Annotated in this window: 14 protein-coding genes; 6 read left to right on the top strand and 8 right to left on the bottom strand. The window is 70.6% G+C overall.

Annotated features, from left to right (window positions below; all coding sequences use genetic code 11):
• Positions 1-56 precede the first annotated feature (56 nt).
• Both glgC and pgm read left to right on the top strand, forming a co-directional pair.
• Positions 57-1,289 carry a glucose-1-phosphate adenylyltransferase gene (gene glgC, locus HCJ94_RS11580; protein WP_168000988.1) on the top strand — a complete coding sequence of 411 codons (1,233 nt, stop codon included), beginning with the start codon at positions 57-59 and terminating at the stop codon, positions 1,287-1,289.
• Entirely contained in the window at positions 1,286-2,932 is a 1,647-nt protein-coding gene (gene pgm, locus HCJ94_RS11575) for a phosphoglucomutase (alpha-D-glucose-1,6-bisphosphate-dependent) (RefSeq protein WP_168000987.1), read from the top strand. The genes glgC and pgm overlap by 4 nt, the downstream gene beginning before the upstream one ends.
• Before the next feature lie 68 nt (positions 2,933-3,000).
• On the opposite strand, the gene HCJ94_RS11570 is transcribed toward pgm, so the two are convergent.
• The 3 genes from HCJ94_RS11570 to HCJ94_RS11560 form a co-directional block, all read right to left on the bottom strand.
• Positions 3,001-4,872, bottom strand: coding sequence for a nucleoside-diphosphate sugar epimerase/dehydratase (locus tag HCJ94_RS11570; RefSeq protein ID WP_168000986.1), 1,872 nt, complete (start codon positions 4,870-4,872; stop codon positions 3,001-3,003).
• A 142-nt stretch (positions 4,873-5,014) separates the two neighbouring features.
• Positions 5,015-5,944, bottom strand: a complete 930-nt coding sequence (locus HCJ94_RS11565) for an NAD(+)/NADH kinase (RefSeq protein ID WP_168000985.1) — start codon at positions 5,942-5,944, stop codon at positions 5,015-5,017.
• Between the two features lie 95 nt (positions 5,945-6,039).
• Positions 6,040-9,144, bottom strand: coding sequence for a M14 family metallopeptidase (locus HCJ94_RS11560; protein WP_168000984.1), 3,105 nt, complete (start codon positions 9,142-9,144; stop codon positions 6,040-6,042).
• 341 nt (positions 9,145-9,485) lie between these two features.
• Here HCJ94_RS11560 and HCJ94_RS11555 point away from each other — a divergent pair, with 341 nt between their 5' ends.
• Both HCJ94_RS11555 and HCJ94_RS11550 read left to right on the top strand, forming a co-directional pair.
• On the top strand, positions 9,486-10,892 hold the full coding sequence (locus HCJ94_RS11555) for an O-antigen polymerase (protein ID WP_168000983.1): 1,407 nt from the start codon (positions 9,486-9,488) through the stop codon (positions 10,890-10,892).
• 17 nt (positions 10,893-10,909) lie between these two features.
• Positions 10,910-12,262 carry a lipopolysaccharide biosynthesis protein gene (locus HCJ94_RS11550; protein ID WP_168000982.1) on the top strand — a complete coding sequence of 451 codons (1,353 nt, stop codon included), beginning with the start codon at positions 10,910-10,912 and terminating at the stop codon, positions 12,260-12,262.
• 15 nt (positions 12,263-12,277) lie between these two features.
• Here the strand turns inward: HCJ94_RS11550 and HCJ94_RS11545 are convergent, their stop codons facing one another.
• Positions 12,278-13,597 (bottom strand): HTTM domain-containing protein, encoded by a 1,320-nt coding sequence (locus HCJ94_RS11545; protein ID WP_168000981.1) that lies wholly within the window; start codon positions 13,595-13,597, stop codon positions 12,278-12,280.
• A 216-nt stretch (positions 13,598-13,813) separates the two neighbouring features.
• Between HCJ94_RS11545 and HCJ94_RS11540 the strand changes: the two genes are divergently transcribed.
• A complete protein-coding gene (locus HCJ94_RS11540) occupies positions 13,814-15,106 on the top strand; it encodes a glycosyltransferase (RefSeq protein WP_168000980.1) in 1,293 nt (430 codons plus the stop codon).
• Positions 15,107-15,219: 113 nt separating this feature from the next.
• Here HCJ94_RS11540 and HCJ94_RS11535 read toward each other — a convergent pair whose 3' ends face one another.
• The 3 genes from HCJ94_RS11535 to HCJ94_RS11525 are packed head-to-tail and all read right to left on the bottom strand — an operon-like array spanning position 15,220 to position 18,481.
• Positions 15,220-16,131: a dTDP-4-dehydrorhamnose reductase family protein gene (locus HCJ94_RS11535; RefSeq protein WP_205801077.1), complete on the bottom strand. Its 912-nt coding sequence runs from the start codon at positions 16,129-16,131 to the stop codon at positions 15,220-15,222.
• Positions 16,128-17,435 (bottom strand): glycosyltransferase family 4 protein, encoded by a 1,308-nt coding sequence (locus tag HCJ94_RS11530; protein WP_168000979.1) that lies wholly within the window; start codon positions 17,433-17,435, stop codon positions 16,128-16,130. The genes HCJ94_RS11535 and HCJ94_RS11530 overlap by 4 nt, the downstream gene beginning before the upstream one ends.
• Positions 17,432-18,481: a polysaccharide biosynthesis protein gene (locus HCJ94_RS11525; protein ID WP_168000978.1), complete on the bottom strand. Its 1,050-nt coding sequence runs from the start codon at positions 18,479-18,481 to the stop codon at positions 17,432-17,434. The genes HCJ94_RS11530 and HCJ94_RS11525 overlap by 4 nt, the downstream gene beginning before the upstream one ends.
• A gap of 232 nt (positions 18,482-18,713) precedes the next feature.
• On the opposite strand from HCJ94_RS11525, the gene wecB reads away from it, so the two are divergent.
• A complete protein-coding gene (gene wecB / locus HCJ94_RS11520; protein ID WP_168000977.1) occupies positions 18,714-19,838 on the top strand; it encodes a non-hydrolyzing UDP-N-acetylglucosamine 2-epimerase in 1,125 nt (374 codons plus the stop codon).
• Positions 19,839-19,941: 103 nt separating this feature from the next.
• Here wecB and HCJ94_RS11515 read toward each other — a convergent pair whose 3' ends face one another.
• Positions 19,942-21,810 (bottom strand): nucleoside-diphosphate sugar epimerase/dehydratase, encoded by a 1,869-nt coding sequence (locus HCJ94_RS11515; protein ID WP_168000976.1) that lies wholly within the window; start codon positions 21,808-21,810, stop codon positions 19,942-19,944.
• Positions 21,811-21,905: the final 95 nt, after the last annotated feature.

Raw genomic sequence — 21,905 nt, 5'->3', positions numbered from 1 at the left:
GCGGAACTGTGCCCGTACGAGTGGTGAAGTGGCGGCCGGATCGATAGCGTCGTGACATGGCTGCCAAGGTGCTCGCGATCGTCCTGGCGGGTGGGGAGGGCAAGCGCCTGATGCCGCTCACCACGGACCGGGCCAAGCCGGCCGTCCCGTTCGGCGGGATGTACCGCATGGTCGACTTCGTCCTCTCCAACCTGGCCAACGCCGGGTTTCTCAAGATCGTGGTGCTGACCCAGTACAAGTCCCACTCGCTGGACCGGCACATCACCCAGACCTGGCGGATGTCGACCATGCTCGGCAACTACGTGACGCCGGTGCCCGCCCAGCAGCGCCGCGGCCCGTGGTGGTTCGCCGGCTCGGCCGACGCGATCTACCAGAGCTTCAACCTGATCAATGACGAGCAGCCCGACTACGTGATCGTCTTCGGCGCGGACCACATCTACCGGATGGACCCCCGGCAGATGGTGGAGGACCACATCGCCTCCGGCGCCGGGGTGACCGTGGCGGGGATCCGGCAGCCGCTGTCGATGGCCGACCAGTTCGGCGTCATCGAGGTCGGCGAGGACGGCCGCCGGATCCGCGCCTTCCGGGAGAAGCCCACCGACGCCGTCGGCCTGCCCGACGCGCCGGACCAGATCTACGCCTCGATGGGCAACTACGTCTTCACCACCAAGGCCCTCTGCGAGGCGGTGGAGCGGGACGCGGAGGACCGGACCAGCAAGCACGACATGGGCGGCAGCATCATCCCGATGCTCGTCGAGCGGGGCGAGGCGAACGTCTACGACTTCAAGGACAACGAGGTGCCGGGCAGCACCGACCGGGACCGCGGCTACTGGCGGGACGTGGGGACGCTCGACTCCTTCTACGACGCCCACATGGATCTGATCAACGTCCACCCGGTGTTCAACCTCTACAACTTCGACTGGCCGATCTACAGCCAGCAGCCCCCCTTCCCGCCGGCGAAGTTCGTGCACCACTGGGGCGAGCGGGTCGGCCGGGCGGTGGCGTCGATGGTCTCCCCGGGGGCGGTGATCTCCGGCTCGTTGGTGGAGAACTCGGTGATCTCGCCCAAGGTCAAGGTCCACTCCTGGGCGCACGTCGACGGCGCGGTGCTCATGGAGGGCGTCGAGATCGGCCGGCACGCCGTGATCCGCCGGGCCATCCTCGACAAGAACGTCTACGTGCCCGAGGGCTGCGAGATCGGCGTGGACCTGGAGAAGGACCGGCAGCGCTACACCGTCTCCGACAACGGCATCGTCGTCATCGGCAAGGGCCAGAAGGTGGAACCGTGAGCACGCATCCCCGCGCGGGTCAGCCCGCCCAGCCGTCCGACCTGGTCGACGTGCCGATGCTGGTCACCGCGTACTACGCGGAGCATCCCGACCCGGAGGACCCGGCGCAGCAGGTCTCCTTCGGCACGTCCGGGCACCGGGGCTCGTCGCTGCGCAACGCCTTCAACTCCGACCACATCCTCGCGGTCACCCAGGCGCTCTGCGACTACCGCCGGGAGCGCGGCCTGGACGGCCCGCTGTTCCTCGGCCGCGACACGCACGCGCTCTCCGCCCCGGCCGCGGTCGACGCGCTGGAGGTGCTCGCCGCCAACGAGGTCACCGTCCTCGTCGACAGCCGGGACGGCTACACGCCGACCCCGGCGGTCTCGCACGCCATCCTCACCCACAACCGGGGGCGGACCAGCGGCCTCGCCGACGGCATCGTCATCACCCCGTCGCACAACCCCCCGGACGACGGCGGATTCAAGTACAACCCGACCCACGGCGGGCCGGCCGACACCGACGTGACGAAGTGGATCCAGGACCGCGCGAACGCGATCCTCGCCGCCGGGCTCAAGGAGGTGCGGCGCATCCCGTACGCACGGGCGCGCACCGCCGACACCACCGGCACGTACGACTTCCTCGCCCGCTACGTCGACGACCTGCCGGCGGCGCTCGACCTCGACGCGGTCCGCGCGGCCGGGGTCCGCATCGGCGCCGATCCGCTCGGCGGCGCCAGCGTCGCCTACTGGGGCGAGGTCGCCGAGCGGCACCGCCTCGACCTCACCGTGGTCAACCCCACGGTCGACCCGACGTGGCGGTTCATGACCCTCGACGGTGACGGCAAGATCCGGATGGACTGCTCGTCGCCGAACGCGATGGCGTCGCTGATCGCCGCCCGATCCGACTACCAGGTCTCCACCGGCAACGACGCCGACGCCGACCGGCACGGCATCGTCACCCCCGACGGCGGCCTGATGAACCCGAACCACTATCTGGCGGTGGCCATCGCACACCTGTTCCGCACCCGGGAGCAGTGGGGTCCGGCCGCCGCGGTCGGCAAGACCCTGGTGTCCTCGTCCATGATCGACCGGGTGGCCGCCGACCTGGGGCGTCCGTTGCTGGAGGTGCCGGTCGGCTTCAAGTGGTTCGTGCCCGGCCTGCTCGACGGCGCGGTCGGCTTCGGTGGCGAGGAGAGCGCGGGCGCGTCCTTCCTCCGGCGGGACGGCGGCACGTGGACCACCGACAAGGACGGCATCCTGCTCTGCCTGCTCGCGTCCGAGATCATCGCCACCACCGGCCGGACGCCCAGCGAGCACTGGGCCGACCTGGCCGGCCGCTTCGGCGCGCCCGCGTACGCCCGGATCGACGCTCCGGCCACCCGGGAGCAGAAGGCCGTGCTCGGCAAACTCTCGCCGGAGCAGGTGACGGCGACCGAACTGGCCGGTGAGCCGATCACCGCGACGCTCACCGCCGCACCCGGCAACGGCGCGCCGATCGGCGGCCTCAAGGTCACCACGGCGAGCGGCTGGTTCGCCGCCCGCCCCTCCGGCACCGAGGACGTCTACAAGATCTACGCCGAGTCCTTCCACGGCCCCGACCACCTGGCCCGCATCCAGGACGAGGCGAAGGACCTGGTGTCCGCGGTCCTGGCCAGCGCCTGACGGCGCCGGTTGCGTCCCGGACGTGGCGGCCGAGCCGTGGTGCTGTCGCGGGCTCGGCCGCCACCGGGTCAGCGTGCCAGCGGTATCCCCGCCCGGTGGCGGGAGACCGTGCTAGGCAGGCTGCCGCAGAGTCGGGCGAGTTGCTCGACGATCTTCTCGGGCTCGTCGAACGGGTCCAGCCCACTGACCTCGAGGGGATCCAGAACGGGCACGGTCACGTGCGAGATCAGGGGATGCAGGGGACGGTGGTCGGACTCGCCGTGTCCCAACAGGTCCTCGTGCAGTTTCTCGCCGGGCCGCAGCCCGGTGTAGACGATCGGGACGGGACGGGTCGCCTGCGCGATCATGCGGCGCGCGAGGTCGTCGATGCGTACGGGTTCGCCCATGTCGAGCACCAGGGCCTCGCCGTCCCGGCCGATGCTCGCCGCCTGGAGCACCAGATGCACCGCCTCCTGCACCGTCATCAGGTAGCGCGTCACGTCGGGGTGGGTCACGGTCACCGGCTGGCCCGCCTCGATCTGCCGCTGGAACGCGGTCACGACCGATCCGCGGCTGCTGAGAACGTTGCCGAAGCGGACGCTCAGGAAGGTGCCGGGATAGGTCGCCGCGGCGTGTGCGGTCAGCATCTCCGTGATGCGTTTCGAGTAGCCGAGCACGCTGATCGGGTCGGCGGCCTTGTCGGTGGAGATGTTGACGAACCGGGCGACGTCGCGGCAGGCGTCGAGAACGCTGAGGGTTCCCCAGACGTTGGTCTTGACCGCTTCCCCCGGGTGGCGCTCGAGCAGGGTCAGGTGCTTCAGCGCGGCAGCGTGGAAGACGATCTCCGGGCGGCGTTCGCGCATGATCCGTCGGATGCCTTCGTCGTCGCGCAGGTCGGCGAGGATGAGTTCCGGGCCGTCCAGCAGTGCTCGCCCGGTGAGTGACATCTGGAGGCTGTGCAGCGCCGACTCGTCGCGATCGAGCATCATCAGCTCGCCGGGATTGGCCCGCATGATCTGCCGGCACAGTTCGGAGCCGATCGAGCCACCGGCACCGGTGACCAGGATCCGACGACCGGTGAGGCCGTTGTGGTCCACCGTCAGGTCCCCGACGACCTGACGACGACCGAGCAGGTCGCTGATCTGGACATCCCGCACGTCGCTGACGGTGATGCGATGGTCCACGAGGTCCCGGACGGGGGGAAGGATCTTGAAAGCGGCACCCGTCTGAAGGGTGGCCTCTCTCATCTGCCGGATCAACGTGGCGTCGGCGTTGGCGACGGAGAAGATCAGGGCGGTGGCGCCGGTACGGCGAATCGCGTCGGCGACGTCGTGCCGGCCGCCCAGCACGCGGACGCCGGCGATGCGCAGGTCGCGCTTGTCCGGGTCGTCGTCGAGCGCTCCGACCGGCAGGTAGCGGCCCTTCGGGTCGCTCAGCATCGCCCGTACCAGGCCCTGTCCCGCCTCGCCGAGGCCGAAGAGCAACACCGGGGTCGCCGAGCGGGCGTCCGGACGCATGGCACGGTCCCGCTGGTGCCGGTACAGGAAGCGGATGCTGAGCATCAGCAGCAGGGCCAGCGCGCCGCCGACCACGGGGGTGCTGGCGGGTGCCGGACGGTCGTCGAGCGACAGGAGCACGACCAGGACGATCGCGGCGGTGAACGCTGTCGTTCCCGCGATCCCGCGAACCTCCTCGAGGCTGCCGAGGGGTTGGCGTCCGGCGCGGATCCGGCGTACCGCGCTGACGCCGACGTGCAGGACGGCGGCGGCACCTCCGAGCACGGCAGCGTTGATCGCCTGGTCGGCGGTGAGACTCTGCTCGTACCTCGTCCACGCGGCGACGATGAACCCTCCGACCCAGGCGAGAGCGTCGGCGGCCAGGAACGTGGCGGTTCGCCGACTCGCCCGGACCCAGCCGGTTGTTGATCCCGTTCGTTGGACGCGCTGTACTTCCGGCGGCATGTACGACTCCCTGTCCTGTCCGTGGCCCAGAGGTGACCTACGGCAGGTCAGGGGGCCACGTACGTCCCCCACCTGCTTATCGGAAGAATGGCACTCGGAGTCCTGTTTTCATCTTTTTCCGACCTAGTGTCCGATTCATGATTCAGCGCATGGGTGGCAGGGCCCGGCGGTTCACCTGCTCGCGGAGGCCCTCGGGGAGCAGTTCGCGGAGTTGTTCGGGGAGGAGCGGGAGGTCCAGGAGGCTCAGCTTGAGCTGGTTGCGCTCCTGGTAACGACGTGGGTCGAGGCGGACCACCAGACCGGCGTCGCGGCGGTAGGTCACCTCGACCGCGCCCTCGGTGGCCGCGTCCCGGATCACCAGACCGTCCATCTCCACCGCGACCGGCGCGGAGCCCGGTGTCAGCTCCAACCGGATGTGCTCGTCGGGGGAGAGGATCACCGAACGGGAGATCCCCGCCATCGGCGCGGAGGGCGTGATCACCACCGCGTCGCTCGCCGGGGAGACCAGCGGCCCGCCCGCCGCGTAGCTGTAGGCGGTCGACCCGGTCGGCGTGCTCACCACCAGCGCGTCGCAGCGGTAGTAGCCGTACTGCTGTCCGTCCACCCCGAGGGTGGCGGTGACGAAGCCCGAGCCGGGCTGCCGGACCAGCGCGATGTCGTTGAAGGCCACGACGTCGTCGCCGCACACGTCACAGGCCAGGCAGCTGTGTCGCTCCACCACGAAGTCCTTGTTCGCCAGCCGCTCCAGCGCCGCGGGCAGGTCCGGCGGCTCCACCTCGACCAGGAAGCCGAGCCGGCCCAGGTGCACGCCGAGCACCGGCTTCGGGTCCCGGACCGCCGAGCGCAGCGCCCCGAGCATGGTGCCGTCCCCACCGATACTGATCAGCGCATCGCAGGTCGCCGCCACCTCGTCGGCGGGGAGCGGTTCCACGGTGGCGGGCACCCGGTGCCGGTCCGCGGCCCGGACCGCCAGGCTCATCCGGTGCCGGGCCACCCAGTCGGCGATGATGCCGACCACCTCGGTGACGTCCCGGGTCGGGTGCAGCATCAGCCCGAGCCGGATTCGATCCATGTCCCCAGCTCACCACACCGCAGGCGGGCTGGGCGGCCGGAAACGGCAGGTGCGCCGGCGGTCCGGGAACCGCCGGCGCACCAGGGAAGGAACCGTCAGCGGCGTGCCGCCCCCGTCAGGTGGGTCAGCGCCCGCTTCACCAGGTCGTCGCGGGCCGCCGGAGCGAGCCCCTCCAGGCCGAAGCCGAGGTAGACGGTGTCGGTGGTGACCACCGCCGAGCCCTCCTCGAACGCCTGCTGGCTACGCGCCCAGTCGGTGGCGTTGCCCGCCGAGCCGGGCGGCGGGCCGGCCACCGTCCAGCCGCCCAGGTCGGTCTCGAACGAGGTCTCGCCGACCGTGGCGCCGTCCACGACCACGCGCGCGTCGTCGAGGAAGACCCCCAGGCCCTGGGTGCCCCAGTCGGACACGTACGAGATCGACACCTCCACCTTCTTGCCGACGTACGTGGACAGGTCGGCCACGAACTCCTGCCAGCCGTTGGAGGCGCCGGTCGCGGCGTTCCAACTGCCGGTCGTGCCGGTCGGCGAGCAGTCCTCACCCTGGTACCGGCCGAGCCACGGGTGCAACTGCTCCACCCAGCCGGACGCGCAGCTATCGCCGGTACCGGTGCCGGTCTTCCCGTTGGCGTCCGGCAGCGTCGTCCAGGCGTCGCTGCCCACCTCGTGCGCCTCGACGATCAGGTAGTCCCAGTTCGGCTCGATGTCGTACGAGGTGAAGAAGCGCAGCTCGGCGTTGCTGGCGCCGGTGAGGTCGATGGTGCGGGTGAGCCGCTTGTACGACTCGTCGGCCTGCCCGCTCCACAGGTACCAGTCACCGGTGCGCGGGTCGAACGGCGCGGCGCCCGGCCGCACCCAGCCGACCGGCGCCGAGCTGGCGAACTGCGGGAACTGGTCCCGCGGCAGGAAGCTCGACGTGGTCAGGAACGACGCCGTGTGGTCCTGGTTGGCCGCCGACCCGGGCGCGTTCAGGGTGCCGACGAACGCGGCGAAGGCGCCGTCCTCGCCGGTCACCGCGTACGGGCCCTCGGCACCGGTGCCCCCGTCGCTGACGTAGGTGTACGCGCCCAACCAGTACTGCTGGAAGTCGTTCAGCAGCGGCAGGCAGGTGGCGTCGTCCGCGTCGGTGCACTCCGCCGGCCCGTTCGGCTGGTACGCGTACTGGCCGTTGGCGGCCTGCGCGAACAGCGCGTACTTGCCGCTGAGCAGGAGCTTGCCGCCCTCGTTCAGGTAGTCCCGGACGGCCAGCTCGGTCTCCAGCGCCGACCGGGCCGCCGTCCCCGGCACCTGGCCGGGCGCCCGGGGGATCACGTCGTCACCGGTCTCCCACAGCACCGTCTCGTAGTGCGAGAGCACGCCCAGCGGGTGCGGTGCCGTGCGCCCCATCGCGTCGAAGTCGTACACGTCGCTGGTGCGGCCGGCCGCGGTCAGCGCCGCGGCCATCTCGTCGGCGTACTTCGCCGTGGTGACGCCCTGGGCGGGGCTGAGCCCGGTCACGTCCTCCATCGCGAGCACCAGGACGTCGCCGCCGATGTCGTCGTGCACCCGGTACGTGAACCGGTCGCTGGTCACCTTTCCGGCTCCCGGCTTGCTGCCGCTGAACCAGACCTCGACCCGGTCACCCGGCCGGGTGCCGGTCACCGTTCCGCGCAGCTCGGCGTAGTAGTCGTCGTGCGTGTCGCCGTACCGCTCGCCGCCCTGCCACTCGCGCACGCTGACCGTCTTCGGCCGGCTGCCGTTGACCGTGTAGTGCATCCGCACGTTCTTCAGCGCGCGGCGGGTGATCGAGGCGACCTGCTGGTTCCGCCCGTACGACGTGTCGAAGGCGTCGACCACGAAGTCCGCGGTGCTGCGGCCCACCACCGACACCGGGTCGTCCGGGTCGTGCGTGGACTTCGCCACCGCGAGCGCGAACGGCAGGTTCTTCGCCACCTCGGCGGCGATCAGGTCCTCGTCGTCCGGGAAGATGAAGCCGCTGACGCAGTCCTCCGGACGCCACTCGTCGTCCGGGTCGGAGGCGGCCGCCGCCTGGCAGGTCGACATCTCCGGGGTGAAACCGAGCGTGCCGTACCGGACCGTGGCGTGCGTGTCGGTGTCGCCGTTGGTCGTGTAGAGCTCCGCCGAGATGTCCGGGTCGTAGCCGGGCACCGCCGGGTGCGCGTCGTCCCCGGCCATCGCCTCGTAGATGACGTCGTCCGGGGTGGGTGTGCTCACCTGCCAACCGACGCCGTAGAGCAGCAGCTGGGCGGCGGAGTGGTAGTTGACGAAGAACTCGAAGCCGACCCGCCGGAACAGCTGGTCCAACGCCTTGGTCTCGGGCTCGGAGTTCGGGCCCGGGCCGCGGTAGGTGTCGCTGTTCGGGTCGGGCGACGAGCCCTCGTTGTCGTACCCCCACTTGTAGCTGAAGTTGCGGTTGAGGTCGACGCCGTCGGCGGTGGTGATCCGCCCGTCACCGTCGTTGTCCCGCAGGTTCTTGCGCCACAGCCGGTTGCCGGGCGTGAAGGTGTGGTCGTAGCCGTCCGGGTTCGCCACCGGCAGGAACCACAGCTCCGTGGTGTCCACCAGCCGGGTGATCTCCGGGTCGGAGCCGTAGTTGTCGAGCACGTGGTGCATCAGGCGCCGGGTCATCTCCGGCGTGATCCACTCGCGGGCGTGCTGGGTGCTCGCGTAGAGCACCGCTGGCCGCTTGCCGTCCCGGACCTTCTTCGCGTCCTTGGTGACCTTGACCGCGAGGATCGGCTTGCCCTGCACCGACCGGCCGATGGTCTCCACCTTGGTCAGCCGGGGGTACCGGGCGGCGGTGGCGGTGATCTCGTCCCGGATGCCGCCGGGCTCGCTGTAGGAGCGGAACGCCGACCACCCGGCCGCGGCCTGCTCGCGCAGCGCCTGGGAGGCGTCCTTGCCGCGTACCTTCTTGACCTCCAGCTTCACGCCCTGGCCGGCCAACCGCGCCGCCTGCCTCTTGCTGAGCACCGTCTCGATCCGGGTCTGCCCCGAGCGGTCGGTGCCGGCGTGGTCGTGGCCGAGGTCGACGCCGGCATGACGCAGCTTCTCCAGCTGGTCCGGGTTCACCGTGCCGACGTACACCTCCAGACCGTCGCGGCCGGCCGGATCGGACGGCGGCCGCGCGTTTGCCGGTGTGGTCAGCGCGAGAGCGCCGACCAGAGTGAACACGCCGGCGATCGCCAGCCGTGTGCGCCTCATTGCGCCTCCTGATGTGGAAGGACCTGTGGCGTGAGCCTTCCGAATCACGGGGACGTGTGTCAATGAATGCGGGCGGCGACTGGCGGCCGGAAGGGGATGCGGGGCAACTCGGCATCGGCGGGGCCGCACGGCCGGTCGAAACTGGAGCCTCGCGATGAATTCTGATGTATCTCCATTGTCGCCGTGCGCCCGGTGCTTAAATCCCTTTTAGGGCGTTTCTGCGACGCGTGACCTGCCGGGTGACCTGTCGTTGACCGTGTTGTGCGCGGGGCGGGAGGCCGCACCAGTGTGCGAGGCACGGCGGACGGGGCCCGACGACGATCGGATTTCAGCAAGCGATGATGTGGCTTTTCGTTCCAGTGCTCCTGCTCGCCGTCCTGCACTACGCCATCGCGGTCCGCACATACGGGATCCTGACGCCGGACGGGCTCTTCGTCGTCTTCAACCTGCTGATGGTGTTCGGGACGTTGAAGCTCGTCGACCCGGGCTCGTCCACCGAGGCCTTCTACGGGCTGCTCGTGGTCGGCGCGGTGGCGACGTACCTGGTGGTGAGCCTGGTGACCTTCCTCTGCCTCAGTGCCAGCCGGCGAACCACCCCGCGTCGCATGGGGAGCCACGCGCCGTACGCCGTCCGGCTGGTCCGGCCGACAGCGGCCGTCCTCCTGGTGACGGTGGGGTCGATGCTGGTCACGGCCATGTACTTCGCCGCCGTCGGTTACAGCGCCTTCGTCGTCGGGCTCAAGGGCCTGCTCAACGGAGAGCCGGAGGACGTGCGGACCTTGCGCCTGGAGTCGTACGCGGGGGAGAACTACGTCTTCCCGGGGTACGCGAACCAGTTCCGCAACATCCTGCTGCCGTCGCTCGCCGTCATCCTCGCCATCTGGTTCTTCAACCGCCCGGGCAGACTGGGGCGCATCCTCGCCCTGCTCCCGTTGAGCCTGGCGGTGCTGGGGCTCGTCGGGACCGGCCAGCGCGGCGCGTTCTTCCTCTTCCTGTTGACCCTCGTGGTCTACTCGTTCCTCGCCGTCGGCCGCGCGCTGTCCCGGTGGGTGCTGCTGGTGCCCGTTCTGGGAACTCCCGTGGTGCTGCTGGCGACGCAGGTGCTGGGCCGCAGCGCCGGTGCCGAGAACCCGCTCGCGGCGACGGGGTCGGAGCTGTACCGGCGCTTCCTGGAGGACAACCAGCTCACCGGGGTCGCCGCGTTCAACTACACGTCCCAGCTGCCGGTGAGCAACGGCGGTGAGTGGCTCCGGTCGCTCCTCGGTGTGCTTCCGGGCGACCGGGGAAGCACTCTGGCCAACGAGGTGTTCGCGACCCTCTACGGTTCGCCGGTGGGCACCGCGCCACCGTCGCTGTGGGGCTCTGTCCACCACAACGTCGGCACGGTCGGGGTGTTCGTCGCGGCCGCGGTTCTCGCCTTCATCCTCCAGGCCATGTCCTTCCACGGGCTGCGCCGCCGCAGCTACAACTCCCTCGAGCTGATCGGCTACGCCGGCATGACGGTCGTCCTCGGGACCTGGGTCGCGGGCGGCCCGGAAACTCTGTTGAACACCGGTCTCGTGGCCTATCTCGCGCTCTGGTACTGGGGCGGCCGCATCAAGCAGACGAACACGGTGCCGGTCCGCGTCCGCCGCCCGTCGTCGCGTCAGGTCGGTCCGCCACCGTCGCCGCACCGTACGGTGGGTAAGCACCGGCCACCCTCGGCCACGGCCATGGGGCGGGGCGTGCCGGTGACCGCAGGCCGATAGGACGGATGCGACAAGGGATGCGGAGGACGGGCCTGCGGGCGGGCGCGCGGTCCCGGCTGACCGTCGGCCGCCGGGGGGTGCTGAGCATCGCCTCGGGAACGGTCGGCGGTCAACTGCTTCTGCTGGCCGCGGCCCCGGCTCTGGCGCGCCTGTACGGTCCGGCGGACTTCGGCGTCTTCACGGTGATCGCCACCCTGGTCGCGACACTGGGGACGGTCGCGGCGTTCCGCTTCGAGCTGGCCGTCCCGCTTCCCGAGGAGGAACGGCGCGCGTACGGGCTCGTCGCTCTGGGGCTGACCTGTGCGCTGCTGACGGCTGTCGCGGTCACGGTCGTGGTGGCGTTCGTCGGTGACGCCGTCGCCGCGGCCTTCGGTCAGCCCGCCCTGCGCACCTGGCTGTGGTTGGTCCCGTGGGCGTCCGCGGCGATGGGGTGCCTCCTGGTGCTCAACCAGCTGGCGATCCGGCATCGCCGGTACGGCTCGATCGGCCGGCGGAACTTCCTGCAGTCCGTTTCGATGCTGCTCACCCAGCTCCTCGCGGGCGTGGCCGGGCTGCGCTCCGGCGGACTGGCCCTGGGACTTGGCATCGGTCAAGCGGCCGGAGCGCTCATGCTGCTTCCCGGTGCCCACCTTCGCAGTGCGGAGGCGAAGGGGGCGTGGAGCCCTCGGGAACTGTGGCGGACCGCTCTGCGCTACCGCCGGTTCCCGCTCGTGCTGGCTCCGTCGGGGCTTACCAACGTGCTGGGGCTCCAGCTGCCGGTGCTGCTGATCGCGTACTGGTACGGCAGCGCGGCCGCGGGGTGGCTCGGTCTGACCCAGCGGGTCCTCGCGGCACCCGCCGCGCTGCTCGGCGTCGCCGTGGCCCAGGTCTACCTCGGCGAGCTCGCCCGGGCGGCACGGGAGACGCCCGAGCGGGCTCGGCTGATCTTCCTCGGGGCGAGCCGGCGGCTCGCCCTCATCGCGCTGCCGGGGGCGGTCCTCGTGGTGGTGGGGGCCCCGGCGCTGTTCCGGCTCCTCTTCGGCGACGGGTGGGCCGGCAGCGGGGCGTACGCCCAGGCTCTCGCCATCGGTACGGCGGCGCACTTCGTCGCGTCGCCGCTGTCGCAGACCCTGATCGTCTTCGGCCGGCAGGGACTACAGCTGGCGTGGGACGTGGGCCGGATCCTCGTCGTCACCGGTGCGGTCGGGCTCACGGTGCTCACCGGTGGGTCGGCGCTGGCCGCCGTGTGGGCGTTCGGGCTCTCGGCCGCCGTCGCCTACGCGGCGTCCTGGCTGCTGTCACTGCGGACGGTCGTTGCCGGGAGCCGTGTGTCCGAGTCGGCGAACAGCGACGAGCAGCAGGTGCCGGCGCGACAGCCGGAGCCGGCGTAGGCGTTCGGTCGGGGCTCAGGATCCGTGGCTGACCTCACCTGGACGCCAGGCGAGGACCACGGTGGAGCTGACGACATGGGCAGCACCGCCGGTGACGTCCCAAGTCTCGGTGCGGATGACGATCTGGTCCAAGGGCCGCCCGTACAACGACCGGTGTTCGGCGTCTATCTGTTTGGCTCGCCGAAGCAGCAGAGCCTGGTCCGTGAGCTGGCCGGTGTAGAGCAGACGGACGCGCTCCCGGAAGACGGCCGGCGGGTTCGGTCGCATCTCGACCGAGAGCCGGTGGGTGATGGGACCGTACCGGCCCGAGTACATCGCCGTTGCGGTGAACGGGTAGGAGCGGAGGAAATAGTCGTACCTGGACCAGGCGATGGTGGTCTGAACGGTCAGGCAGGTGGCGACGATCAGCCCCACCGCATGAACGGCGCCCAGGCGCCGCGAGGAGCGCACCGGCTGGGCGCGCGTGGGAACGGGTACGGCTGCCGCAGCGACCGTTCGGCCGCGGTCCACGCTAAGAAAGATCAACCCGAGCGGGATCATCTCGCCGCCGAACAGGCCCATCACGGCGGTCAGGCCTGCCGCCTCCATGGTGAAAGCCGCCGCTGCGAGCAACTGGGGTCCGCGCCATCGCAGTAGCGGCAGCATGATGAAGGGTGTGGCCTGGAAGATGAGGTTGCTCGCAGCCATGGCTTGGGCGATCCACGGCTGCTGGAGAGCCAGTGTCACCACCCACGGCGGGTGCTCGCCGATCACCAGGTAGCGGATTGCGAAGATGTTCTGCAAGTTGTCGGAGAATGCCCACTCCGGGCCCGTCGTCTTCAACTTCCAGTAGACAGCGTTGAAGAAGTACAGCGCGAGCATGGCCTGGGCGCCACGCAGCGGAACGCCATATCTGGCACCGGATGCCGCGGGCGCCGTACGGCGAGGCCCTAACGACCAAGCGTCTCCGAGCGGTGCGAACAGCAGTGGAAGTCCGGCGAGGAAGGTGGCGTTCTCACCGTGGCTCCAGGGCACGCTGAACGAGTACGAGACCGACACCAGGATGAGGGTCGAGAAGTAGCCGACGGCGAAGGTCGTGCGGGCATACAGCCCGACCAACGCGGCCAGGACGGTCACGCCCGCGAGGCCCAGCAGGAGATGGAGCAGCGTCGGACTGATCATGCCCTGCCCGATCAGCATGGCGACCCCGACGGGTCGGTACAACTCGGGGGGCTGACGACCGGCCAAGAGTGGTGTGTCGACGTGTCGGGCCAGCACCAGCAGCAGTGATCCCGCGACGGCGACGCGCGCGAGCGCGATGCTACGTGGGCCCGGCATCGCCAGGTACATGCGCACAAAACGGGACAATATGTCCATGAAGTGATAACGCGTGAAGCGCCGATCTCGTCACCCGGTGCCAGCGACCAGTCCTTACCGCGGCGTGACTCGACACGTGATGGATCGTTGACTCAAATGGCTATAAAACGGGAGCCTTCTCAAGCGGCGACACGGACGTCGCCTGCGCCATTTGCTTGCGCCGAGCTGCGTCCCTCGAGGAACGAGTCAATCGACATGCGACCCCGACTGCTGATCATCGCGTACGTCTTTCCGCCGTCGGAATCGGTCGGGGCGCGGCGGCCCGGCGAACTGGCCCGGTTCGCGGCCGACCAGCAATGGGACGTACGGGTGCTCACCGCGACGCCGGCGGACTCCGACGCACCCGATGCCGGGATTCCGGAGGGCCGGATAGTCCGGGCTGCTCCGGTGCCCCGATCGGCCCAGCTCGTCTCGTCGGTCCGCCGGGCGGAGGCGCGGTCCCGGGTGGGCCGGCGTCGGCTGCTGACGGCGCTCGGGGCGATCGGGCGGGAGGTCCTGATCCCGGACGCCTGCGTCAACTGGGTCGTGCCGGCCGTCCGGCAGTTCCTGCGGACCCGGGACGGCTGGCGCCCCGACGTGATCATGGTGACCGGTCCGCCTGCGTCGGCGTACCTGGTGGCCGCGAGACTGGCCCGCCGGTTGAACGTGCCCTGGGTGGCGGACTACCGGGACCTCTGGACCGTCGGCAACGACTACTGGCCGTACGGCCGCACACCGGTCCGGCGGGCCATCGACCACCGGCTGGAGCGCCGGCTGCTCCGCTCGGCGTCGAGCTGTGTCACCATCTCCGAGCCGCTGGCCGAGATCATGCGCTCCACGTTCGGGATCGATACGAAGGTCGTGATGAACGGCATCGACCGGCAGCCGGCGGTGACGGCGGAGGAACCGACCAGCCCGCCCGCGCCAGCCGCCCCGGCGTCCTCGACGCTGACGTTGACGCACACCGGACGGCTCAACCCCGGCAAGCGGGACCCATCGCCCCTGCTGGACGCCGTCGCGCTGCTGGGGCCGGACGCCCGGCGGGTCAACATCGTATTCGCCGGTGAGGACAACGGGGTGGCCCAGGCGGCCACGGAACGCGCCGGGGTCGCCGACTCCGTGACGAACCTGGGTGAGGTGTCGGCCGAGAAGTCGTGGCGCGTCCAGGCCGAGGCCGACGTCCTGGTCCTGGTGATGTGGAACGATCCGCGGGACGCCGGCACGATGCCCGGGAAGTTCTTCGACTACCTCCGCGCCCGGCGGCCCATCCTCATGCTCGGGCATCCGAATGGGATCGTGGCCGACATCATCCGGTCGCGCAACGCCGGCGCCGTCCTCAGCGACCCGCACCAGATCGCCGACCAGCTGCGGACGTGGCTCGCCGAGAAGGACCGGACCGGCCGGATCGCCGAGCTCCCGGCGTCGACCATGGACGGCCTCTACCGGGAGGACCAGCTGGCGCGGTACCTCGAGATCCTCACCGACGCGGCGGCCACGCGCGGTCGCTGACGCGCCACGGATCGCCTGCGGCCCATCTGGTAAGGGCCGCGGTACAGGTCAGCGCCCGTCGCGGACGACGGGCGCTGACCTGTGTCTGACGTCGGATCCGAGGTCCGGCCGACTCAGCGCGACGGGTGGGCGCGGCGGGTGGTGACCGGCGGGGTCAATCCCCACCGGGACCGGGCCGAATGCAGGTAAGCGATCATCTCCGGCCAGGCCGGCGGCCGGTAGCCGGTTGCCGCGGCCAGCGCCTCGGCCGACAGCGACCGGTCGCAGACGAACCCGTCGAACGGAACGATCTCGCCGGTCCAGGCGTACTCCGCCGCGACCAGGCGGAGCAGGTCGAACTTCGGTATCGGGCTCGCCGCCACGTGATACAGGCCGGCGAGGCCCGTCCGCGGCAGCACCACGGTGCGCAGCAACCGGGCGAACTCGACCGTCGTCACCCCGCTGTAGATGGCCTTGGTGTAGCCCCGGACCACCGTCGACTGCGTGAGGAACCAGTCGACCAGGGACCGGTTCGATGCGAGTTCGTGACCGATGATGGACGTCCGCAGCGTCAACGCTCCGCCCGACGTGGCCTCGCCCAGCAACTTCGACCGGCCGTACAGGTCCGCCGGGTCGGCCAGGTCGGTCTCCTGGTAGTTGCCGCGGTCGCCGGAGAACACGCAGTCGGTGCTGACGTGGATCAGACGGGCGCCGACCCGGCCGCACTCGCGGGAGAGCACGTGGGGGAACAGAGCGTTCAGGGACACCGTCTGGACGGCGTCCTGGACCTCCGGGCGCTGCTTGACGACTCCCACGCAGTTGACCACCGCGTCCGGCCGGACGCGGTGCAGCAGACGCCGGATCCCGTCGGTATCCAACGCGTCCACCCCGGTGGTGATCCGGGCGGCGAGGTCGGCCGGGAAGTGCGCGGCCATGTCCGGTGCCCGCGCCGCCCCGCGGACGTCGACGTCCGGGTCGCGGGCGAGTTCCCGCATCAGGGTGTGGCCCAGCATTCCGGTGGCGCCGAGGACGAGAACGCGGATCATCCTGTCTCCTTGTCTTGGCGGGTCGCTGAGCCACGTCGCCGTGCGGCACGGGCCAGCAGGTCGGCGAGCACCTGTGCGTTGGTCGCCTCGCTCATGTGCAGGAGGTAGTGGCGGCGGCCGGCATCCCCCATGGCGCGCAGCCGGTGCGCCGGCGTCGCGCGCGCCTGCCGGATGACCTCCGCCAGACCGACCGGGTCGCCCGGTGGGGCGGCGAAGCCCGCGCCGGCGTCCGTCACGATGCGGGCCGCGTCGCCGGGCGCGCAGACGAGGACGGGTTGACCGCAGGCGAGGATCGCCTGGACCTTGCCCGGGAGGGTGATGCGGAACAGCGGCTCGTCGGCCAGGGACACCATCTGCAGGTCCGCCGCGGCCATCGCCGCCGCGATCCGGTACGGCTCGATCTGGTCGACGAAGTGCACGTTCGACAGCGGCCGCGCCCGTTCCCGCAGCCGTGGCCGTTCGACCCCGTCGCCCACCAGCACCAGGTGAACGTCGGGCAGATCCCCCAGGTGCTCCATGGCCTCGACGACGACGTCCAGCCGCTGGGCGGCGCCGAGGTTGCCGGCGTACATGACGACGAAGTCGTCCCGGCCGAGCCCGAGTCGCGTTCGGAGTCCCGGGTCCGCTTCGGTCGGTTGCATCACCTTCTCGTCGGCCCAGTTGTAGACCACGGAGACCTTCTCCGCCGGCACGCCCCGGGCCACCACCGTCTCGCGCAGGCCGGGGGAGGGGACCGTGACGTGGTCTGCCCAGCGGTAGGCGCGATCGGTGAACCGGCCGAGGGCGTACTGGGCGAGGCGGCGGCCGGGACCGTCGGACAGGAAGCCGGTGGCGAAGACCGAGTCGGGCCACAGGTCCATCACCATGAGCACGTACGGTGTGCCCCACCGCAACCGGGCGGCCATGGCCGCGGAAACCGCGGTGATGGGCGACCCGTAGACGAGCGCGACGTCGGCGTCACGCAGGATCGTCCCGCCGAGTGCGGTGGAGGAGGCGGCCCAGCTCAGGTAGTTCACGGTCCGGCGGACCGCCGAGCGGTCGTGGCTCGGGTACAGGGGTGTCCGTAGGACCCGGAGGTCGTCCCGGTTCTCCAGGCTCCTGCGATGGGCCCGGTAACCAGAGTGGACGATCCCGGTCGGGTAGTTGGGGACACCGGTCAGGACGTCCACCGGGAACCCGTGCCCGCGCAGCGACCGTGCGATGCCCAGGGGTATGCCGGTCGGCTCCGGGGGGAACCACTGGCTGACCAGTGCCACCCGGTCGGTGCTCTCGGGCGTGTGGCCCGGGTGGGTCGCGCCGCTCACGGGTGTGCGGCGACGGTCGGCAGGGCGATCTCGTCCAGATGCGCGCCGACTTCCGGCAGGGTCCGCAGCAGGGCCATGACCTCGGCGACGTCCAGGCGCCGGGCGTTGTGCGAGTGGTAGTCGACCCGGTGGTCGCGGTTGGTGTCCCCCTCCTCGAAGTAGAGGGCGTAGTTGAGGTCGCGGCTGTCGACGGGAACGCGCAGGAATTCGCCGAAGTCCTCGGCCCGGGCCAGGTCCTCCCGGCTGGCCAGCGTCTCGTACAGCTTCTCGCCGTGCCGGATTCCCAGCACGTCGAACTTCGCCGGTACCCCGAACAGGTTGCACAACGCGGTGGCCAGGTCGCCGATCGTGCAGGCGTCCGCCTTGCGGATGAACACATCGCCCGGCTGGCCGTGGTGGAAGGCGTGCTCGACCAGCTCGACCGACTGCTCCAGTGACATGAGGAACCGGGTCATGGCCGGCTCGGTGACGGTGAGCGGGACGCCGTTGCGGATCTGATCGATGAACAGTGGGATGACCGAGCCGCGGGAGTACATGACGTTGCCGTAGCGGACGCAGCAGACGCGCGTACGGGCGCCCGGATTGTTGCGGGCGTGGGCCTGGGCGACCTTCTCCATGAGCGCCTTCGTCATGCCCATCGCGTTGACCGGGTAGACCGCCTTGTCGGTGCTGAGCAGCACCAGGGCCTCCACGCCGTTGCGCTCACAGGCGTCCACCACGTTGGCGCTGCCGAGGACGTTGGTGCGGACCGCCTCGAGGGGGAAGAACTCGCACGAGGGCACCTGCTTCAGCGCGGCGGCGTGGAAGACGTACTCGACGCCGCGGCTCGCCTTGACGGTGCTGTCGTAGTCCCGGACGTCGCCGACGTAGTACCGGACCCGATCGTCACGCAGCCGGTGTCGCATCGCGTCCTGTTTGGACTCGTCGCGGCTGAGTACGCGCACCTCGGCGGCGCCGGCATTCAGCAGACGGGTGACCATCGTCTGGCCGAACGAGCCGGTTCCACCGGTGATCAGGAAGCGTCGGCCCGATAGCGAGGACGTCACATCTCCTCCAGTCCTCCCCCGTGCCGGTCACGGGAGGTCGCGGTCGCGTTGAACAGGACACTACATCCCAACAACGACCAGATAGTCATAAAAGACCCAAAAGGAATGAACCACGCGAAATGGGATCGATATCGCGTGGCGCGGCCGCGACCAGCGCATGCCCGGGGTCGTTGGTTCAACGATCGACAGTTGCCGGCAGAAGCTGGGCCGGCTCGGCGGAAGGCACACCTACATGACGCGGGTGATGACGGTGGTGGGCACCCGGCCGGAGATCATCCGGCTCTCCCGGGTGATCGCCAGGCTCGACGCGGCGGTGGACCACGTGCTGGTCCACACCGGTCAGAACTGGGACAGCTCGCTGTCCGACATCTTCTTCAAGGAACTGCGGATCCGGGAGCCGGACCGCTTCCTCCGCGTCGACACGTCGTCGCTCGGCCGGGTGCTGGGCGGCGTGCTGGTCGGTGTGGAGGCCGCGATCGCCGAGCTGCGGCCGGACGCCCTGCTCGTGCTCGGCGACACGAACAGTTGCATCGGTGCGCTGATGGCCCGGCGGATGCGGGTGCCGGTGTACCACATGGAGGCCGGCAACCGCTGCTTCGACCTCAACGTGCCGGAGGAGACGAACCGTCGGCTGGTCGACCACGTCGCCGACTTCAACCTCGTCTACACCGAGCACGCCCGGCGCAACCTGCTGGCCGAGGGCCTGCACCCGCGCCGGATCCTGCACACCGGGTCACCCATGCGCGAGGTGCTGGAGCACTACCGGGCGGACATCGCCGCCTCGACGATCCTGCGCCAGCTGGAGCTGACGCCCGGCCGGTACTTCCTGGTCAGCGCACACCGGGAGGAGAACGTGGACCGGCCGGACCGGCTCGCGCGCTTGCTGGACTGCCTGCGTGCGGTCCGCGACCGGTGGGGACACCCGGTGCTGGTGTCCACGCATCCGCGGACCCGTAAGCGGCTGGAGGCGCTGGCACCGGACGCGACGGTGCTGGACGGGATAGCCTTCCACGAACCGTTCGGCCTGCTCGACTACGTGCACCTGCAGACCAAGGCGTACTGCACGCTCTCGGACAGCGGCACGATCAGCGAGGAGTCGGCGGTCCTGGGGTTCCCCGCGGTGACGTTGCGCGAGTCGATCGAACGCCCGGAGGCGCTCGACGCCGGCGGCATCATCATGACCGGCCTCGACCCCGAGGGCGCGGTGGAGGCGGTCCAGGTGACCGTGGACCAGGTCGCCACCCACGGAGTGCCCTGCCCGGTCGACTACCTGGTCCCGGATACCTCGCGCCGGGTCGTCGACTTCATCCTGTCGACCGTCCGGCGGCACCACGACTGGGCGGGCATCCGCCACTGACCCGCCTGCTTCGGCGACCGATCCGCCGGCGACCAGCAGAGAAGAACACACGGAACGGGCCGGCGACCCGAGGGTCGCCGGCCCGCTCCAACGATTCGGGTGGTCAGCGCGAGAGCGGCACCTGGGCCGCCCGGCCGGCGGACCCGACCGGCTGGGAGCAGAGCTGGACGAGCTGGGCGACGACCTTCTCCGGGGCGTCGTACGGGTCCAGGCCGCTCACCTCGAGCGGGTCCAGCGCCGGCACCGTGACGTGCGAGATCAGCGGGTGCAGCGCGCGGGCGTCGACCTCGCCGGTGCCGAACAGATCCTCGTGCAGCTTCTCGCCGGGGCGAAGTCCGGTGTAGACGATCGGCACGGTGCTGGCCGCCTGTTCGGCCATCTGGCGGGCGAGGTCGGCGATCCGCACCGGCTCACCCATGTCGAGCACCAGCGCCTCCCCGTCCCGGCCGATCTCGGCCGCCTGGAGCACCAGGTGCACCGCCTCCTGCACGGTCATCAGGTAGCGGGTCACCTCCGGATGCGTGACGGTGAGCGGACGGCCGGCCTCGATCTGCTTCTGGAACGTGGTGACCACCGAGCCCCGGCTGCTCAGCACGTTGCCGAAGCGGACGCTGTGGAAGGTGCCGGGGAAGCGGGACGCGGCGTCCGCAGTGAGCCGCTCGGTGATCCGCTTCGAGTAGCCGAGGACGCTGACGGGGTCGGCCGCCTTGTCGGTGGAGATGTTGACGAACCTGGCGACGTCCCGGCACGCGTCCAGGACCGTCAGAGTGCCCCACACGTTCGTCAGGACCGCCTCGCCCGGGTGGCGCTGCAGGAGCGTGAGGTGCTTCAGGGCCGCGGCGTGGAAGATGACGTCCGGTCGCCGCTCCCGGACGATCCGCCGGATGCGCTCGTCGTCGCGGAGGTCGGCGAGGATCAACTCCGGTCCGTCCAGCAGGGCCCGCCCGTTCAGCGACATCTGAAGGGCATGCAGCGCCGACTCGTCGCGGTCGAGCATCATCAGCTCGCCCGGGTCGGCCTTCATGACCTGCCGGCACAGCTCCGACCCGATCGAGCCGCCCGCGCCGGTGACCAGCACCCGCCGGCCGACCAGGCTGTTGCCGCTCAGCGGCAGGTCACCGACGACCTGGCGCCGTCCCAGCAGGTCGCTGATCTGCACGTCGCGGACGTCGGTCACGGTGATCCGGTGGTCGACCAGGTCCCGGACCGGCGGCAGCACCTTGAACGCGGCGCCGGTCTGGAGGGCAGCCTCGCGGATCTGCCGGATGAGGGCGGCATCGGCGTTGGCGACGGAGAGGATCACGGTGGTGGCCCCGGTACGCCGGACCGCCTCGGCGATGTCCTCCCGGCCGCCGAGCACGCGGACGCCGCCGATGCGCAGGTTTCGCTTGTCGGGGTCGTCGTCCAGCGCGCCGACCGGCAGGTACCGGCCGCGCGGGTCGCCCACCATCGCCCGCAGCAGCCCCTGACCGGCGTCACCGAGCCCGAACAGCAGCACGGGCGTCGAGGAGCGTACGTCGGTACGCATCGCGAGGTCGCGACGGTGCCGGTACGCGAACCGGGCGGCGAGCATGAACAGCAGGGCCAGCGCGCCGCCGACCACCGGAGTGCTGGCCGGGACCGGCCGGTCGGGCGAGGGCAGCAGCCCGACGAGCATGATGGCGGCGGTCGTGGTGGCGGTGCTGGCGAGACCCTGTACCTCCTGGAGGCTGCCTAGCGGATGCTGTCCGGAGTAGAGCCGGCGTACCGCGGCGACCGCCACGTACAGCAGCGCGGCGAGGCCGCCGACGGTGGCGGCCCGGCTCAGTTGCCCGGGAGGCAGGTGGAACTCGTATCGCGTCCAGACCGCGGTGACGAAGCCGCCGATCCAGGCGGCGGTGTCGGTGGCGAGGAGACCCAGAGCGCGCCGGCGTGCCCGGCCCCGGCGGGACTTCTGGGCGGCATGTTCGGCGCTTCCGGCGTCCTGCGGCATGTGTGACTCCCGTCTCCGACCGCTTCCACCCGAGGGGCAGAAGGAGTTTTGCACTCTTTGCCCTTGTTACAGGCTCCGGCGCATCGTTTGGGCGA

Origin of the sequence: Micromonospora thermarum (assembly GCF_012034245.1) — a bacterium.
In the GTDB taxonomy this organism is placed as follows: domain Bacteria; phylum Actinomycetota; class Actinomycetes; order Mycobacteriales; family Micromonosporaceae; genus Micromonospora; species Micromonospora thermarum.
The sequence above is the reverse complement of the archived record's forward strand: the minus strand, read 5'-3'. Positions and strand labels throughout refer to the sequence as shown.

Excerpts from the sequence above, each read along its gene's own strand:
- HCJ94_RS11540 (WP_168000980.1), top strand. The coding sequence starts at position 13,814 with ATGCGACCCCGACTGCTGATCATCGCGTACGTCTTTCCGCCGTCGGAA.
- HCJ94_RS11565 (WP_168000985.1), bottom strand. The coding sequence starts at position 5,944 with ATGGATCGAATCCGGCTCGGGCTGATGCTGCACCCGACCCGGGACGTC.
- wecB (WP_168000977.1), top strand. The coding sequence starts at position 18,714 with ATGACGCGGGTGATGACGGTGGTGGGCACCCGGCCGGAGATCATCCGG.
- HCJ94_RS11560 (WP_168000984.1), bottom strand. The coding sequence starts at position 9,144 with ATGAGGCGCACACGGCTGGCGATCGCCGGCGTGTTCACTCTGGTCGGC.
- HCJ94_RS11535 (WP_205801077.1), bottom strand. The coding sequence starts at position 16,131 with ATGATCCGCGTTCTCGTCCTCGGCGCCACCGGAATGCTGGGCCACACC.
- glgC (WP_168000988.1), top strand. The coding sequence starts at position 57 with ATGGCTGCCAAGGTGCTCGCGATCGTCCTGGCGGGTGGGGAGGGCAAG.
- HCJ94_RS11515 (WP_168000976.1), bottom strand. The coding sequence starts at position 21,810 with ATGCCGCAGGACGCCGGAAGCGCCGAACATGCCGCCCAGAAGTCCCGC.
- HCJ94_RS11550 (WP_168000982.1), top strand. The coding sequence starts at position 10,910 with ATGCGGAGGACGGGCCTGCGGGCGGGCGCGCGGTCCCGGCTGACCGTC.
- HCJ94_RS11570 (WP_168000986.1), bottom strand. The coding sequence starts at position 4,872 with ATGCCGCCGGAAGTACAGCGCGTCCAACGAACGGGATCAACAACCGGC.
- HCJ94_RS11555 (WP_168000983.1), top strand. The coding sequence starts at position 9,486 with ATGTGGCTTTTCGTTCCAGTGCTCCTGCTCGCCGTCCTGCACTACGCC.